The 17670-nt window shown below is 34.1% G+C and carries 15 protein-coding genes and 1 pseudogene; 9 read left to right on the plus strand and 7 right to left on the minus strand.

Annotated features, from left to right (window positions below):
* Position 1: 1 nt before the first annotated feature.
* The 3 genes from soxC to soxA are packed head-to-tail and all read right to left on the minus strand — an operon-like array spanning position 2 to position 3710.
* Complete coding sequence (gene soxC / locus V6M85_RS06240) at positions 2-1678, minus strand: proton pump complex cytochrome B SoxC (RefSeq protein ID WP_338604353.1); 1677 nt, start codon at positions 1676-1678, stop codon at positions 2-4.
* Complete coding sequence (gene soxB, locus V6M85_RS06245; protein ID WP_422398126.1) at positions 1675-3204, minus strand: proton pump complex quinol oxidase subunit SoxB; 1530 nt, start codon at positions 3202-3204, stop codon at positions 1675-1677. Before soxB ends, soxC begins: the two co-directional genes overlap by 4 nt.
* Complete coding sequence (gene soxA / locus V6M85_RS06250) at positions 3201-3710, minus strand: proton pump complex quinol oxidase subunit SoxA (RefSeq protein WP_338604356.1); 510 nt, start codon at positions 3708-3710, stop codon at positions 3201-3203. The genes soxB and soxA overlap by 4 nt, the downstream gene beginning before the upstream one ends.
* 1520 nt (positions 3711-5230) lie before the next feature.
* Here soxA and V6M85_RS06255 point away from each other — a divergent pair.
* From V6M85_RS06255 to V6M85_RS06265, 3 genes are read left to right on the plus strand one after another with little or no spacing between them, the layout of a single operon-like run.
* Complete coding sequence (locus V6M85_RS06255) at positions 5231-6205, plus strand: Rieske 2Fe-2S domain-containing protein (RefSeq protein WP_338604358.1); 975 nt, start codon at positions 5231-5233, stop codon at positions 6203-6205.
* Positions 6206-6217: 12 nt separating this feature from the next.
* Positions 6218-6646 carry a hypothetical protein gene (locus V6M85_RS06260; protein WP_338604361.1) on the plus strand — a complete coding sequence of 143 codons (429 nt, stop codon included), beginning with the start codon at positions 6218-6220 and terminating at the stop codon, positions 6644-6646.
* A 5-nt stretch (positions 6647-6651) separates the two neighbouring features.
* Positions 6652-7053, plus strand: coding sequence for a hypothetical protein (locus V6M85_RS06265; RefSeq protein ID WP_338604657.1), 402 nt, complete (start codon positions 6652-6654; stop codon positions 7051-7053).
* A gap of 275 nt (positions 7054-7328) precedes the next feature.
* Here the strand turns inward: V6M85_RS06265 and V6M85_RS06270 are convergent, their stop codons facing one another.
* Complete coding sequence (locus tag V6M85_RS06270) at positions 7329-7895, minus strand: DUF1404 domain-containing protein (protein ID WP_338604363.1); 567 nt, start codon at positions 7893-7895, stop codon at positions 7329-7331.
* Positions 7896-8197: 302 nt separating this feature from the next.
* Here V6M85_RS06270 and V6M85_RS06275 point away from each other — a divergent pair, with 302 nt between their 5' ends.
* On the plus strand, positions 8198-8953 hold the full coding sequence (locus V6M85_RS06275; protein WP_338604366.1) for an SDR family oxidoreductase: 756 nt from the start codon (positions 8198-8200) through the stop codon (positions 8951-8953).
* Between the two features lie 214 nt (positions 8954-9167).
* Here V6M85_RS06275 and V6M85_RS06280 read toward each other — a convergent pair whose 3' ends face one another.
* Positions 9168-10346, minus strand: a complete 1179-nt coding sequence (locus V6M85_RS06280; RefSeq protein WP_338604369.1) for a mandelate racemase/muconate lactonizing enzyme family protein — start codon at positions 10344-10346, stop codon at positions 9168-9170.
* Positions 10347-10408: 62 nt separating this feature from the next.
* Here V6M85_RS06280 and V6M85_RS06285 point away from each other — a divergent pair, with 62 nt between their 5' ends.
* Together V6M85_RS06285 and V6M85_RS06290 are read left to right on the plus strand one after the other, a co-directional pair.
* Positions 10409-10888: a hypothetical protein gene (locus V6M85_RS06285; protein WP_338604371.1), complete on the plus strand. Its 480-nt coding sequence runs from the start codon at positions 10409-10411 to the stop codon at positions 10886-10888.
* Positions 10885-11397 (plus strand): hypothetical protein, encoded by a 513-nt coding sequence (locus tag V6M85_RS06290; RefSeq protein WP_338604373.1) that lies wholly within the window; start codon positions 10885-10887, stop codon positions 11395-11397. The genes V6M85_RS06285 and V6M85_RS06290 overlap by 4 nt, the downstream gene beginning before the upstream one ends.
* 141 nt (positions 11398-11538) lie before the next feature.
* Here the strand turns inward: V6M85_RS06290 and V6M85_RS06295 are convergent, their stop codons facing one another.
* Positions 11539-12540, minus strand: coding sequence for an ABC transporter permease (locus V6M85_RS06295; RefSeq protein WP_338604375.1), 1002 nt, complete (start codon positions 12538-12540; stop codon positions 11539-11541).
* Between the two features lie 96 nt (positions 12541-12636).
* Between V6M85_RS06295 and V6M85_RS06300 the strand changes: the two genes are divergently transcribed.
* A complete protein-coding gene (locus V6M85_RS06300; protein WP_338604378.1) occupies positions 12637-14727 on the plus strand; it encodes an ABC transporter substrate-binding protein in 2091 nt (696 codons plus the stop codon).
* A 77-nt stretch (positions 14728-14804) separates the two neighbouring features.
* On the opposite strand, the gene V6M85_RS06305 is transcribed toward V6M85_RS06300, so the two are convergent.
* Complete coding sequence (locus V6M85_RS06305) at positions 14805-15674, minus strand: ABC transporter permease (RefSeq protein WP_338604381.1); 870 nt, start codon at positions 15672-15674, stop codon at positions 14805-14807.
* Positions 15675-15751: 77 nt separating this feature from the next.
* Between V6M85_RS06305 and V6M85_RS06310 the strand changes: the two genes are divergently transcribed.
* Both V6M85_RS06310 and V6M85_RS06315 read left to right on the plus strand, forming a co-directional pair.
* Positions 15752-16702 carry an ABC transporter ATP-binding protein gene (locus V6M85_RS06310; protein WP_338604384.1) on the plus strand — a complete coding sequence of 317 codons (951 nt, stop codon included), beginning with the start codon at positions 15752-15754 and terminating at the stop codon, positions 16700-16702.
* A pseudogene (locus V6M85_RS06315) lies at positions 16689-17670 on the plus strand (ABC transporter ATP-binding protein). The gene V6M85_RS06310 and the pseudogene V6M85_RS06315 overlap by 14 nt, the downstream one beginning before the upstream one ends.

Raw genomic sequence — 17670 nt, forward strand, 5'->3', positions numbered from 1 at the left:
CCTACTCTTTAACATACACCTCATAATGATAAAGTTGTACTGCTATTCCCCATAAGATTAAGATTACACCTAAATCCATTCCAGCGTAAGTTGATGCAGGGCCTATACTAGGTAATGTCCACATTAAACCCAGTAAAAATAGTGATACTATAAAGATTATTATGATTCCATAGAATGCTGCTCTCTTTTTCCAACTGTATCCAACGTTAGAACCTACTGCAGCTATTGGCTTTCTTCCAATTACGTAAACTGCAACTCTCCTTAGCATGTAAATCGCAAATATTGCGAATGGTATTAACACTATCCCATTTACAATTGTTGGGAATTCTAGGAAGTTTACTAGTGTTCCTGCTAAGGATAGTGACGCTACACTAGCTAAGAGTATCTCCATCGGAGTTATATTCATTTTAATCACTTTAGTTTCTGCTTTTGTTATCGAAGTATTCTGTTCCTTTGGTTTCCATAAATATACTATAATTCCTACTATTATCAATGGAGGTCCAAGATATTCAACTTGTTGAGTAAATGGCTCAGGTACTCCGGGTTGTAAGTATCCCCATATAGACAGTTCAACTAAATATATAGCTAAAGTAGTAACTATCCATGTCCAGAACTTTCTTCTTGTAATATACAAACTATCACTAGGATCTAAGAATGGTAGGAACATTAGTATTAAGAGACCTATAATCAGCAGTGCTAAGATTAGTATAGGAGTAATTGGAGTACCATTAGGTAATAAGAAATCTACGAGCTTATAAAGGAATAGGAAGAACCATGGTGGATATGGCTCCACACTTGTAGCTTGTGGTGATCCCGCTTCTGGTGCAGGATGTGGATCAATAACTATCGGTAAACCATTAATATTGGCTAATAAGTTAGGAACGAACAATATTATACCCCATGTTAGTAGGACTATCGATAACATGTAAACAAAATTCCTTGGCCACCATTCATTAAATCTTTGTTGTTCCTCTTTAGTATAATAAGCAGGTACTTTGGGCTTATCCTTAACTGAGGGAGTCATTCCGTATCTTTCAGCAAGCATGAAGTGAAACAGGAAAAGTACTCCTAATAAAAATACTAGTAATATATGCCAACCTAGTAGCCTGTCGAAAAGCTCAGATCTGACCAGAGGGTTAGATGATAGGGCTGCACTTCCACCTGGTCCGAATAACCATCCTACTACTGCGGTTGCACCAGGGATCCCTGTACCAACTAGCAATTCACTTCCAATATCTATTGCATTTACTCCGAGAACGTCACTCACTAAACTATACCCAAAGAACGATGCGCCCAACGTTAATAGTAATAATATTACTCCAGTTATCCACTGTAGTTCTCTTGGTTTCTTATAAGCACCTTTATAGAAGTTCCTAAACATGTGAATATACGCTAAGATTATCATTATATATGCTCCATATAGGTGGCTAAATAATAGGACAGGCCCATATGGAACACTAGAGATTATAGTTTCAGTAGACTGATATGCATAAGCTGGTTGATAGTACATTAATAAGAATAAACCAGTTATTACGGTATAGATAAACGCAGCAGCGACCATTGCGCCTAGCCAATAAGAAATATTATACATATAGTCTGGAGTCTTAAATAAGGGAGCTTCAGTTACGCCTACTCTATCAATTATAGTATCTATAATTCCCTTCTTCTCTTCGGTCATTTTTGTTCAACCCCCCTTTCTGCACTTATGGGTATGTTCCCCGAAGGAGGTGAAGAGGGTGAAAAAACAGTCTGTTTAGACGCATATGCCAAAGCATCGAATATTCCAACAAATAGTGTTAATAAAAGTCCCGGTATTCCTATTTCGGCTAGGAATGATTCAAGGAGATTATAAGGCTGGAACATTGTGGGATAGGCTATCATTCTTCTTAACAATCCTAAGTAACCAGCTACCGACATGGTATAACCCACTCCCATAAATGGGGCAGTCCACCATATCATTCCTATCTTCATCCATTTAGATGCCTGCTCGCCAAAGTTAAATCCTCCAAATGTACTTCTTAAAAGATCTAAGAATACTGTTGTAAATCCCATTACTATTAAGGTCCAAATCATTAAATGAAAATGACCTACTACATAGTACGTGTTATGGAAAATCGGATTAATTGAGTTTTCGGGCAATACTAATGCTTGTACACCTGCTAAAATAAATCCTATTAATGCTATTAAGGCCCCCATTCCTACTGGATCTTTCCAATTATATTTTTGAGATAGTAGCAGAGTTAATCCTAGATTTAATACGGTAAGACCAGAACCTGAAGCTAATATAAGAGTAGATAGGTTCACCCATATTCTCAAACCTATTGGAAGAGGCCACGTTTGTAAGTGATGTACCCATATTAACATGGAACCTATTGATAACAAGTAAATGTTCCATCTAGCCCACTTTTCACTAAAGAGTGCTCTTCCAGCATATTTAGGAATGTAATAGTACAGTGCGCCAAATAATGGGAAAGGAACGTAATACACTACGGGATGGGCGTAGAACCAAAATAACAACGCCCAAAGTAAGGGATTAACTGGAAAACCTGCAAAGAAATATAATGTATACCATAGAGTTGATGCAGCTAATGCAGGAAGAGTTACTGCTATTACTATAGCGAATGCTACACCATATGCTCCAAATATGTTGAGTTTTTCATTCTTAGGTTTAGTGGCATATGCATCAGCAATCAAAGTTATGAACATCACAGTTTGCAGTACAAATGCTAAAGTAAGTGACAAATATGCCATTCCCATAAGGGCAGGTGAAGTATAGAATAGGAAAGCGTGAAACTGAGCATTAGACTCTATCGCTAACGGAGGATACATATACCATCCCATGTCGGGTGACCCCGCCAAGGCAACTGCTAATAAAACATTAGATAACCAGAAGTAAAGTGTCATGAGTTTCGTGTGCAGTATTGAAAGGTTACTCTTATACATTGCAAATGCTATTACTGCTGCTGCGGCTAATGGTACAAATCCAAACATACCAGCCCATCCATGAATTGTTAACGCGCTATAATATAACTCTCCAACATTAGGGGAATTTGCACTATAAGTTAGGTAAGTCCTTAAATTCATTGCAGCTATACCTAGTACTCCTAGCCAGAACACGGAACCTATTGTGTAAAGCCAGACCACGTTTAATGTACTTTTCGGTATTACAGTATCTCTTATTTGGGCTAATAATTTAGAACTCATGATACCACCTCCAAAGTTCCGGTCATGTAAGATGAAGCATAGCCATCATATTCAGCATTACGCCACGTATAGTTACCAGGCTGATTTGGAGTAACAAAATATACATAACTTGGTATTCCAGGTACATCGTTTACGTTTATAAGACCATTAGGAAGCCTTAAATAAAATCCAGTATCTACTTGTGGGGAATTTATTATTATAACTACAGGCTCACTTTCATTCGCGACTATTACACTTGGGATCCATTTATATTGTACTGCAGTTAAATTAACAACTAGTGTTCCATTAATTACTTCAGAATACTGACCCGCTGGTGGTGGATGAGAATTAAAATATTCTACAGCTTTTTGAGCTTGCTCAGGTAATCCTGAGAAACATGGTAAGCCATATCTTAAGCTAAAGCTCTTACCTGTTAGTATATAGTACACATTCCAACTAAAGAACGTGGCAACTAAGATTAACATAATTATAAACCATACTTCTTCAGCATGTTCTTTTATATCCATAATACTATTCACCTAGCCTTAATTAACGTATTAAAGCTTATAAATCTTTATTTGCAATTTTCGAAGGTTTAATAACTTAAACTCCGTTAAAGTAAAGATAATAAAAAGTCAAATATAGTTAAAAGCATTTTTAGCAGAGCAATTTAGGTATCACTACTCAATGTAGTCTATTGCCTAGTGTTAATTTTACTATGAGCATTCAGTTGTAGCCATAGAATTAGCTACATGCAATATTATAAAATTAGAGCTGATAAAATCTTTCGAGATAGACTTTAACCGGGAGATTTTAAAGAAAAATCTTTATTGATATCGAAAGTTCCTTAAACTTATAGACTATCATGCATATTATAGTATAATAAAAGTAGGATAAATAATGGAAAGCCTCTACATTGAATTTTTCCAAAAGTGAATTAGTTTGTGAAGCGTTCAGTAATAAACCTTTCTTATATAAATATTTGAAAATTGAGATCCGTCTATTAATCAGAACTATTCGTAAAATCAGCGTTAAGTATTCAACTGCTACATATAATATATAAAGTAAATGCTGAATTTCAAGATCATAATCTCCCATTTTCTCATTAGATTTAGGGCGCATACATAGTCTATTTTTAGAAGTCTAGTCAACAATTTTTATGTAAAAATCATAATTAACTTTCTACGTATATAAATGTTACTTAGTTTATCATATAATTTCTATCATGTAAAGGTTTGTGCTTATTTTTACTTATTTTTTTAGTTAATTTCGTATACATAATAAATATTCTTTTATCTACTCATACGGATTATTTTAGTTCATGAAGTTTCTCAAAGTTTATGTCCATTTTGTATTCTTAATTATGGTTAAAATAAAGGAGAGTGTTCCATTGCAGTCATGAAAATTAGCATGTAATATGATACTAAATCAGTTCTTCTCTAAATCTTTTTAACAGTGTCTAACCACCCTTGAGCCTCGAGCTCGTATTCAAGCCTGGCCTTGATTAAATGGAGTAACAGTACGTGAGAACATCTTACTTTTCATAACATCAAATAAACTCAAAGTATACTAATATTACCTATATGAGGGGTTTAGTTATTTCTTTTAAGCTATGCTTTTTTGCCTTAATGTTTTTACATTGAAGCATTAATTGTGCTAGGGTTACCGTGTTTATTGTAATTAGTCAGTCCTAGTCTCATGGTAACCCTAGTACAAGTGTTTTCCATTAATGTTTTATGTTAGAACTTTCATATAATGGAACTTTATTAAGTTTTTATTTTTTATGTATTACATACTAATTTTCATGACTACACTCCAATACTATCTTAAAATGCAACAAGAAGCAATTAAGTAATTTTGTTTCTGAAGTATATGTCAAGTAAGAATCTAAAGTTAAAAAGTATCATCATTATTTAAAAATTAATTAATACCTTAAAATAACGTATAAGATAGTAGTGATCGTAGTTAATAATAGTGAACATTTACAATGGAATTTTAAAAATAAAATTTTTAAGGTTTGATGGTAAAGTAAAGCTAGGTAAGTAAGATGGCTAAGGGTATACCAATCATCAAGCGTGACGATTTAATATTTGCGCTTAAGTTACTTAGAAAGATGAGAGATCCTAAGACCAGATTTGATGAGAAAGAGTTCGTTAAGAGTGGTAGAGATTATTTATTTAATTATGCTGAAAAAAATGTTGGTCCGTTAGACCCAAGTAGAAGAGCTTTCTTAAAGGGCATATTAATAGGTATAGGAGCAGCAGCAGTACTAAGTGCAATCCCTGTAATTTCGTATTTGAATCAGCCAGAAATAAGCTTAAAACAGTTTCCTTGGATAATTATAGTTGATTCTAATGGAAATCCAATTAAAGCCTCACAAATTCCAGTTAATAGTCCAGAAATCTTATTATTCGAATATCCAATGCAAGGTGATATAACTTTTCTATTAAATCTCGGTGACGAGAATAACAATCCAATTCAAGTTCCTCCGACTACCGTAGTAATACCAGAAAATGGTAAGACATATACATTCCCTGGTGGTGTGGGACCTAATAAGTCAATTGTGGCATATTCCGCTATATGCCAACATTTAGGTTGTACACCACCGGAAATACACTTCTATCCTCCTCAATATATGAAAGTTGGACTGCCTACTCCTAATTTCTTGCCACAAGTTGCATTACAAGCTGCACAACAAGCAAATGCTCCCGCTGTGATACATTGTGATTGTCATGGTTCTACATATGATCCTTACCATGGGGCTGCAGTACTAACTGGACCAACTGTCAGACCGTTACCTTATGTGCAGTTATATTGGGATTCTAATACTGATTATTTGTACGCAATAGGTATGAACTTAAATGCCCCCGTTATATTAGGAAGAACTAGTGATCTTTCTGGCTACGCGTATCTGTCTTCTTATGATGAATCAACTGGTTGTCCAAAAATGTTGCTAAGTTCTAATCAAACTCCGAGCAACTGTTATACGAAGCTTCAGGATGATGGTAATACCTTTCAATAAGAGGTGAAAATAATGGGAGCTATTGATTTAATGTATCAAAAATACCTTGAAATGAGTAAAATGATGTCTAAAATGAACTATATTCCTGCGATAGCCTCTGGTGAAATAGCAATTTTGTTAATATTATATGCCGGTGGTATGATGCTGGCTATTTATAATCTTCCTCTACAAGGAGTCCCATTAATAATGCATTTATATGGTGCAATTTTAGTTGCAGTATTAAGTGTTGGTTTATTGGCTGCTGCAGTTAGTTATAAGGACAAAGGGGCAATAATAATTTCATTTCTTAACGTTCTTTCTGTACTTTTCGCCGCGTTTATGGGTTCGTTTTATTTTGGCGGTTTTACAGACGTATCTTATCTATTTGAAATGGGTATGGGTTTTGTATTTGCACTTATAACCGCTTCAGGTTGTCTAATATATGGTATAAGAAGAGGGTGAACATGATGGTAGTTTCTCAAGCTAGAATAAGACCTAGTAGGCTAATGTTATATATATCACTAGTTGAGACTGTTCTACTAGCAGGTCTATTCTATGCTGGAATTGCCACATTGTTTTATGATAAATTCCCATTAAACAGTTATAGTGAGGCGTTAATATTATCAAGTCACATAACACTCGCAATGCTAGTAGGGTTTTTCGGAGCAGCAATGCTAGCTCAATCAGTTAGGGAAGGAATGAGGCAAGTATATATATTGTCCTTATTGAACCTATTATTTATAGGAATAGCCGCAGCAGGTGGATTAGCATTTTATGGATTGATAAACCCAGATTATGCATATCTAATGGCGCTAGGATTCTTCGGATCGTTATTCTGCACTTCCTCGGTTCTGTTTTACGCAATTTAATTTTTATTTATTTAAACTATAACGGATTTGTAAACTATCTTATTTTGAACGTTATTTTTGCTATGAAGAGGATGTGAAATAGTAACGTAAATTTTGAAAAACCCCATAATTCTGAGAATTCCCATCACACAAATTTCCGCTCATATAAGTAAAATCATAAACGTATTGAGAGAAATTTATGCTATACATCGTTTACAATTAATATCTCACAAAGCAGAATCGTTTTAACCTATTGTAACTTAGTACATTGTTCATAATAGGGAAAGGCAATTCTATTATCCTACTATTCCTTTTATATATTTAGCTAATACATAGCCTAAAAATACATTCATAGCTATAAACATTGAAACCCCTGCCAATGGAAGAGAAGAGGGCGAGTAAGGTGAGAATTTGAAGTCTAAATTTGAATATATTGGAAGTGATACAATAAATATTATAGCGAGAGCTGTATCTCCTAGCATCCAAAGTGCAAATAAGGTCACTTTTAGATAGAATTTCATGTATTTAATTGTGGATCCAGCTAAAATTCCTCCTACTAATAAGGTTATTTCCAATATCGCTCTAAATGTTATAAAAGCGGCTCCTAATGCAAAAAAATAAGGTAGATGCCAAATTATTGGAGGAATTAAGCCTAAAATCAGCGATATTAAATCTCCTTTAAAGTATCTATATCCAATATATATTCCAGAAAAATAGACTAAATAATGTGATATCATGTAGACTGCGGGCTCGTAAAATTCGATACTCTCAACGAAAGGATTTATAGCAATTACTAGAAGAATTATTGGAAGAATTAATGGCTTCAGTGTAATTTTCTGGTCCTTAATTAGATTTAGGATCATTATATATTGTATCGTATATTAGTTTAAGAGTTTTTGCTACATTTATGGTAAAGATCCTATGGGCGTTAAAAAGTTTTTATTGTAATAATAGCAGTATGATTTGAGTGATTAAACGAAATGGAATATCACAATTTATCATCATTTTATATAGTCTATAAAATAAAAAAGTACAGAAAAAACTATGACATTTATTGTAATATATAATGCATATAAGGATTTCAGATATTTATATCTATAACTTAACATCTTATATTATATATTCTCTCATAAACTTATTTATTTTTAATCATATACTTTTATTTATGCTTAATATAGATCTTAGTGGGAAGGTATGTCTTATAACTGGTGGGACTTCTGGCATAGGATTAAAAACTGTTGATTTATTCACCAAGTTAAACGCAACGGTTTATGTTATAGACAAGAAGGAGGGAATTTTACCCAATAATGTCCATTTTGAAAAAGTAGATCTAGCTAATAGGAAAGAGCTATTGAATTTTATAGAATGGTATGAGAAAAATGTTGGAGAAATTCACGTACTAATAAATAATGCATCTAGGAATTCTAGGTTCTCAGTTCTTGATACTACATTAGAGGAATGGGATGAAATGATAAATCTAAATTTAACTGCTCAATTTTTACTATCTAAAATGGCTGCCAGATTAATGATCAAGAACAAAACTAAGGGTAAAATAATTAATATTTCTGCTATACAATCTAAATTTCCTTTAGAAAATTCTTTCCCATATGTTACTACGAAGGGAGGGCAAATATCCATGAGTAGAAGTATGGCTGTTGATTTAGGCAAATATGGTATACAAGTTATTACAGTGCTACCAGGGTCAATTTACTCTAAAAATGACGAACCATCGCTAGATTTGGATAAAAGAGCGGCTACCTTGCTAGGAAGAATGGGAAGGACTTCTGAAATCGCATATTTATTAGCATTTTTAGCTTCTGATCTAAATACGTTTATTATGGGAACAGAGATAGTAATTGATGGGGGAAGGTTAATAAGCCGAAAACCAGATCCAGAAGAAATAACAAAGGGCGAAATATAATTGCAAAATTATAAAGAAAGCCTAATTGTTTTATAGTGAAAATACTTTAGTCTAGTTTTAAGTCTTCCCAAATTCGGTTTTACTCGTTCAAAAGGACAGAAGCCATTTCTTTATCTTATTCACTTTGTATGGTTCTTCCAAACTTACTTCCTCCTCTTGTATAGTAAGATTTATTACTAGACGCTTTGAAATGCACTACCCTTCTTGACATAGTTCATTCCTTCCATGTCCCCTTAACTACCCATACAGGCTCTTCTGGATTAAAGTATTCTTCCCCTTTGACTTTCAGCTCATCTAGCATTTTCTCATTAACATCAATTCCTATGCCTGGTCTTTCTGGTATTATAGCGTATCCATTATCCACTGGAGTACCATTATATATTAAATCTTTCTTCCATTGAGGGAACCAATCATAAAAGGATTCTTGTATAAGGAAGTTAGGTATAAACGCATCAAATTGTAATGTAACTGCATTTAATACTGGTCCTTGCGCATTATGGAAAGCCATTAGCACATCAAAAGCTTCAGCGATCCCCACTACTTTTTTCGTCTCAGTTACTCCACCAATTCTATATAAATCAGCTTGTAAATAATCAACCAACCCCTCTTTCATAAAGTACAATGCCTGATTCTTATTTATGATCCTCTCGCCTAAGGCTACCTTTAAATTAACACTAGATCTATATTTTTTAAGTCCCTCAATATCTTCTGGATGCACAGGTTCTTCCATAAATAATGGGTGATATTTTTCTAATCTTTTAGCTATCATAATTGCGGAGTTAGCGTTGAATCTGCCATGATGCTCTATCAAAATATCAACGTTATCACCGACGGCTTCTCTAACAGCCTTTACTCTTTCCTCAGCTATATCTAAGCCTTTTTTAGAGATATCGTTAAAATGAGGACCAAATGGGTCGAACTTCAATGCTCTATAACCCTTCTTTACTACTTCCTTAGCCTTCTCTGCAAAATCCTCTGGAGTTACGCAATTCTGATACCAACCATTAGCATATACAAGTATTTTGTCTCTTGTTTTGCCACCCAATAGTTTGTAAATTGGAGCACCAAGCTCTTTTCCTATTATATCCCATGAAGCTATGTCAACTGCACTGTAAGCAGTTGTTGATTCTAAAGAAATGCTTAGATTGAAATCATGTTTATACCACTCTAATCTATTCTTTTCTACATTGAATACATCACTACCCTTCAATACCTTATTTATCTTCTTAACGAAATTTACAACTGCTTCTGCTCTCAAAGCGCTTACGGTCTCTCCCCAACCTACTTTTCCATCTGTAGTAGTAACCTTAACCAATACCATTAAAGATGCCCATTGTGCGCTAGTTACTTCCTTCCCCAAAAGGTATGCATCTATTTCGGAAATTTTTGTCATGTACGTAACTTTTGAAGTTTGGAAAATAAACTTTATCACTTAGGGAGGAATTAAGATAATTTGTGAAAAGAAGTAAAATAGCGTTATTTCTCTCCTTAGCTATATTGATTATAGGTGTTTCGATTCTTTCTTTTACCTACTTCTATTCATCTTTAGTAGTGTATAAAATGCAAGATGAGTTTTCCCTAGCAGAGGCCAGTGCGCAAGGTTTTTCGATTCATGTTAGAGAGTATGATACGATTTCAATCGAAGGTACTTCAAGTAACCCTGTTGACATATACATTATAGGTCTTGAGCCCCAACAAGTTGCAAGTGGCGTTAATTCCTTCCATATCATATACACATCGCCAATTTCTGGCAATTTATATATACAGTTTAGGACATTGCCTTACACTAATTTGACCTCAATATCATTTACTATAGAAGTTTTTAATTCGTGGTTTTCTGGTATTGGTTACACGTCTTCAATTTTATTCATAATTATTGGTTTGATAGTTATGGGTTACTATTTACAAATAAGAAGTGGGAAGGGAAGAAGATGAAACTATTACCTTTTTATGACGTTAATGGCATTTTTATAGATGCATATTTTCTTGACAAAATATCTAAACCTTATCTTAGAATATTGCTAGTAAGGTCTGATGTTTCTCCAATTGAATCTAACGGAAATGGGCTTCAACCAATTCCATTACCCAAAGTAATTGAATTGCTTAAAGAGGGCTATGAAAGTCTAAAGCAATTAAAGGAGAAAGAAAGGCTAGACACAACTGATTATCTTTTATCTATTCTATACAACTCTGGATACTATTTCAAAAAAAGGGAGAAGGAGATTACCTTATCTTCCCTTGCTAGGATATACGGATTGGCATACAAAATGGTGTTGGAAAAATTACAGACTACGTTTCCTAACGTAAATTTACGTTTTGTAAGAATTTCTGTTTTCGATAATAAAATTATGATAAATGATAAGGAAGATCCTACATATACTAATCTTTTTAACTCTGATACCAATTTCAAGAAAGCTATTTTAGATTCCTTATCTGAATTATAGAGTAAACAATGATAAATATGGATAGGAGTAAAACAACTATTTGAGGAAATAACGTACTCTCACTTCTATATATGATTAGAGAGAATAAGTCAAGGAACAGTAATGTATACCCTACAGCCAGTAAGGTTCTGTAGGCTTCCATTAATCTTCACCCACCTTAGCTCTGGGATCTAGGAAAGAATACGTTAGGTCAGCTATCAAGTTTCCAATTACCACTGCAGCAATAATTATAATAAATACTCCCATTTCCGTTGGATAATCATTTGAGGTTATTGCGTTAATCAGTAATAGACCTACTCCTGGATACGAGAATGTTTGCTCTACAAATACCGAACCACTAAATGAAAAACCAATTGCTATTATTAAACTAGTATAAAGAGGCAGTATCGCATTTTTTCCTATGTACTTCTTCTCTATGATATCCTTTTTTATTCCAGAAATTTCAGCAAAGTTAACGAAATCCTCACCAAGCACATAAATTGTATTTGCTCTCATCTGTAATATCCATCCTACTAAGTTAACTAGGGTTAGAGTAACAATGGGCAATAAAGCGTGATATAATACGCTGATTATAAAGGGCAAGTTCAATCCTGGAGTCACATTTATACTATAAGCACCTCCAGTAGGTAGTACATGAAAAGTAAATCCTAGAATGTAAACTAGTAAGACAGCATATATGTAAACCGGTATTGATCTTAATATAGATAAGGAAACTGTTGTTGCGGAGTCAGCTTTGCTGCCTCTTATATATCCTAACTTTTGTCCTATTCTTATACCCAAGAAGAAACTTATTAGAAGCGATGTAACTACTATAAATAATGTCCATGGTAGTGCAGAGGCAATTAATTGAGTTACGGGGACGTCACTTATTATTGATACTCCTAAGTTTCCGTGTAATACATTTGAAATATAATTTACAGCGTTGATAATAGGATTTCCATGAGGTCTGAGGGTATTTAGATATTGTATTAGCGAGGCGTATAATGCAGGTTTTTGTGCAAAATCTTGTGGGCTTATAAACTGCATTATGTAATTTGCGGGTGAATAAGGAGAAAATTCTAGTAAAGCCCAGCTTATGACTATAGTTACAAATATAGCTAATATTGCTGATGCTAATCTCCTAATTAACCATTTATAATTCATATGTTACTATTATTTTTTAATCAAATATAAGCGTTTCCATTAGGCTAATTAACGTTTGAATAAACTTTATTAGTATGAAAAACTTAATTAATATTTATGCGGAAGGAGTTAGTATTAGAGTTAGGTATAATACTCTCTATATCCGTAATGCTCTTCTCATTAAGTGGAGCTATAATATCAACGTCACAAACTTCTGCACTTCCATCTACACTTACTCTATCCTGGTATAATTCTAACATAATTGGGTATTCTTCACTTTCAACTTATAATCCCAACATATTTGCAGGAGGTTTAGGAGGTTCATTTTATGGTCTTCTTTATGCGTATTCAGCAATAGTTAATGTCACTAATTCTCAAATGATACCAGTGATAGTAGTCTCATGGAACTTTTCTCCACCTAATTGGCAACAAGTATGGCAAAAGCAGCCTATTAACGTTACATTAATTATAAGGAATGATACAGGGTGGAGTAATGGTCAACCACTAACTGCTTATGACCTTATGGCAACATGCCTAGTATTGGATATGTTTGGAGCTCCTCCGTTCCCTAATTACACTGTTATTAATAATTACACATTGGTTGAAACCTGGCCTAAAGGTCAATTATCACCTATATTGTATACATGTACGCTTATAAATACAGCAGGATTAGGTGAAGTTGCAATTATAATACCCTATCAAATATGGAAACCCATAATAAATCAGATTTTAGGTAATTGGACAAAGATACAGAATACCAGTGATATGAAACTGGCTCAACAAATTATTAATAACATACGTAATGAAATTAAGAATTTTAAGCCTAACGCAGCAACCTATCCATATGATGGTCCATTTTACTTATCTCAATTAACATCTAGTGAAATAGTTCTAAATAAGAATCCTTACTATTATGACGCAAAATATATACCATTTAATCAAGTTGTGATATACCAATATGGCCAAGCAGACTTAGCTGCTGCGGCAATAACTGGTCAGCAAGTATCAATAGATTGGTCTGGCCTAACTGGATTATCTCCTACACAACTAGAGAGTCTACCAACTACTCTCGAACTGATCAAAATACCTCAGACTTTCGGATGGGGTATAGCATTTAATCTGAAGAATCCTTGGCTTAGATATTATCAGGTTAGAGCTGCAATTGCATACATACTGAATAGGTCAGCAATAGCGGCAGTAGGAGGGCCTTTAACGTCTCCGGTAAGTATTCCTAATGCAATTCCTAATGTATCGTATTATTCATTTATGACATCACCACAATATTACTCTTCGTTAAATCCGTATAACACTAACTTGACAAAAGCTGCACAATTACTAGAAAGTGTAGGGTTTTATCAAAAATCTGGAGTTTGGTATACTCCAAATGGCACGCCATTTACTCTAATTTTAAGTGCAGGTAGTCCACCTACTCAGGCTTTAGCGATGATGGAGGAGGTACAAAAGGAACTTCAAGAATTTGGTATTAATGTGCAGTTACATATATATACTGTGGTAAGCCAGTGGCATCAAGCATGGCAAAATGGAACAGGTTACGATTTATGGTTCGAAAATTGGGGTAGTTCATATTCTCCTGACACTGCCCCATGGAGTTTAGTACTTTCATATTTTGGTGGATATCCATGGAATGTGACTCAATGGGATGAAAATATTACATTGCCTAATGGTACTGTAATAGACTTTTATAAGTTACTTCAAGAAACTGAGTCTCCAAATAGTACACAACAATTGGTACAAGCTAATCAAGAATTATCATACTATATGAATCAATATTTGCTTCCGATATTACCGTTAGTATCTGTAGAGAATTACGTGATTGTTAATCCATCATTACTTATAGCTGCACCACCCGCTAATTCATGGATATGGGAAGAGGCACAGTATGGAATAGGTGGTACCGCAATGGTACAAGCTCTTATTGACTATTGGTATGTCCCACTTTATAAAAGTACTATAGTAACTACTACTTCAGTTACAACGACAACAACTTCAGTGACTACTACCACTTCTGTCACAACTACCTCGGTAGCTACATCTACCACTACTGTTACAACAACTTCAACGTTAATAACCCCGACTACTGTTACAACAGCAGTTTCATCTATTCCAATTATTCCGATTGTCATTGCTGTAGTTATCATTATCATTGTTATTATTGTGGCTGTACTGCTACTTATGAGAAGAAGATAAAGTAATAATGTTGTGTAGAGATATAATAAGAAGTAATTCCTTCATTTTTTTTTTTAAATTTTTTCTCAAAATAAATGTTAATAGGTTCTTATCCTGGGATTAGTTATTTCGTCAATTCCATAACTTAATAAAATAAGACCAGCCATGAAGCCTATTATTGCTACTGTAGGAAAGAAGAGGTAATATACAGCCTTACCACCTAATGCTGCACCATAACTTAACGCTTGTTGAATCATAGCACCCCAATTATTTGGATTGTATGGTAACACTCCTAAATAATATAAACCTACCTCCGCATATACTGCAGATTCTACGTTAAAAATATAATGTATTGCAATATACGAGCCTAAAGTTGGTACAACTTCTCTAAATATTATGTACCTCCTAGTTAATCCCAATACTTTAAGTACCTCTATTGTTGGAGAATTTCTAATTACTAAAACTTGTGATCTTACAGATCTTGCTAGTCCGGCCCAACTGGTTATGCTTAGTATTAAGGAAAGAAAGATCGGATTACTCGTTTTAAATGCACTTACTATTATTATTATCAGTATGAGACTAGGTAAAGTTAAGATAATGTCAGTAATTCCCATGAGAATATTATCAACGATTCCACCAACATAACCAGCAACTATTCCAACTGCAATACCTATTAGGGTGGCAAATAGGCCAGCTAAGAAGCTGATTTCGACTACTGATTCAGCACCTTGAATTATTTGGACCAATATACTTTCTGCAAATGGACCAGTACCAAAGATAAGATAAAAGTTTGATATTTGTGGAGGCATGAATATCGTACTTGGACTAGGTTGTAGTGAATACGTTTTAGGAAATATAATCTGTCCGAATACGGCTATTAGTATGTAGAAAACTACAATTATGAGCCCGATTCTAGATTTTTTATTCTTCCATAACAGTATTAAATACTCAGTTAGCTTATTTTGCATATTATCTATTATCTTATTACTCCCTTTTATTTCTTAGAGAAAGAGCTTTAAGTTATGGACTTCACATTAATATGTATATGATATTAGAGGTATCAAATCTTACAGTTATTTATGATGAGGGCAATAACCGAATCATAAGGGCAGTTAATGATGTGAGTTTTGAAGTACAAAGGGGTGAGATTTTAGGTATTATAGGTGAGAGCGGTTCTGGTAAGTCGACTTTAATTAGTGCGATACTGAGGGCAATAAAACCCCCTGGCAAAATAATTTCTGGAAGAGTAATTTTTAATGGTGTTGATCTGCTTTCAATGAATGAAGATGATTTTAGAAGACTATTATGGAAAGAAATATCTTATGTTCCTCAAGCTAGCCAGAACGCTTTAAATCCAGTCTTGCCCATTCGCAAGATTTTTTATTACGAGGCCGTGAGTCATGGCGAAGACGATGAAGCAGAGATAACTAGTAGAGCAACTGATCTATTAAAACTGGTCGGTCTTGATCCTAAGCGCGTACTTAATATGTACCCTTTTCAGTTGTCAGGTGGAATGAAACAAAGGATTATGATCGCGTTAAGTCTCTTACTAAATCCTAAATTAGTACTAATGGATGAACCAGCTAGTGCGTTAGATATGCTTAATCAAGAATTAATTTTGAAACTGATAAAAGACATTAATCAACAACTGGGAATAACGATAATATATGTCACACATGATATACTTAACATAGCGCAAATAGCCAATAGATTACTGGTTATGTATAAGGGTTATGTTATGGAAGAAGGAGAAACTGAAGATATCGTTAAAAACCCATTAAATCCCTATACCTCTCTGCTCATCTCTTCGATCCCACCTTTAAAAGGTGAAATAAGACCAATTAATATTCCCTCAGAGGAAATTATTCAAATCAGAAATAAAGGATGTCCATTTTTAAACAGATGCTCAAAGGCTTTTGAGAAATGTAGCGAATTGCCCCAAATTCACATAGTTAAAGACAGAAAAGTGAGGTGTCATCTATATGGATCTTATTGAACTTAAAAACGTCTCAGTGTTCTTTGAGGAGAAAATTGGGTTATTTAAAAAAAGGGAATTTTACGCTCTTAACGAGATCTCACTAAATATGGGCCAAGGAGATTTACTTATAGTATTAGGTGAAAGTGGCGCTGGTAAAACTACTTTAGGACGTGTAATTGTGGGATTACAAAAACCAAATAAGGGAAATGTAATCTACAAGGGTTATGATATCTGGAAATCTAAAAGGAAAATATTTAAAGTATATAGGAGGGAGGTGCAATTAATTCCTCAAGATCCTTATTCTACGCTTCCTTTTAACAAGACTGTAGAGGAAATATTATCGGCTCCAATATTACGTTGGGAAAAGATAAGTAAGGATGAGTTAAGGAAGCGAATAATTAATCTGTTAGAGTTAGTTAAACTTACTCCTGCTCAAGATTTTTTAAAAAAAGTATCCTCACCAACTTTCTGGTGGTCAAAAACAAAGATTAAACATAGCAAGAAGTCTTTCTGTGAGTCCAAATCTGGTTGTAGCAGATGAGCCAGTAACTATGGTTGATGCTTCCTTAAGGATCGGTATATTAAATACGTTAGCTGAGGTAAAGAATAGATTAAATTTAGCGATGGTTTTCATTACTCATGATATTCCGATAGCAAGATACTTTTATCATCTAGTTGGTAAGGGTAACGCAATAGTTATGTTTGCTGGAAGGATAGTCGAGAGTGGTGATTTAGAAGAAATATTAGGAGATCCATTACATCCTTATACTCAAGATTTAATGAAGATAACTCCTTCAATAGATAACTTACGAAGAGAGACCAACGTGAAAATTAATTATGAGAGAGTAGATAAGGGATGTTCTTATAGGTTACGATGTCCTTATGCAATGAGTATTTGTGGTGAGAATGAACCTAAGCTGTTTGGACGCTCTCATAGCGTTGCATGCTTTTTATATGGCAATGGTAAAAATAGTCAAAGTGAATAA

This window comes from Sulfolobus tengchongensis, assembly GCF_036967215.1.
Lineage (GTDB): Archaea > Thermoproteota > Thermoprotei_A > Sulfolobales > Sulfolobaceae > Saccharolobus > Saccharolobus tengchongensis_A.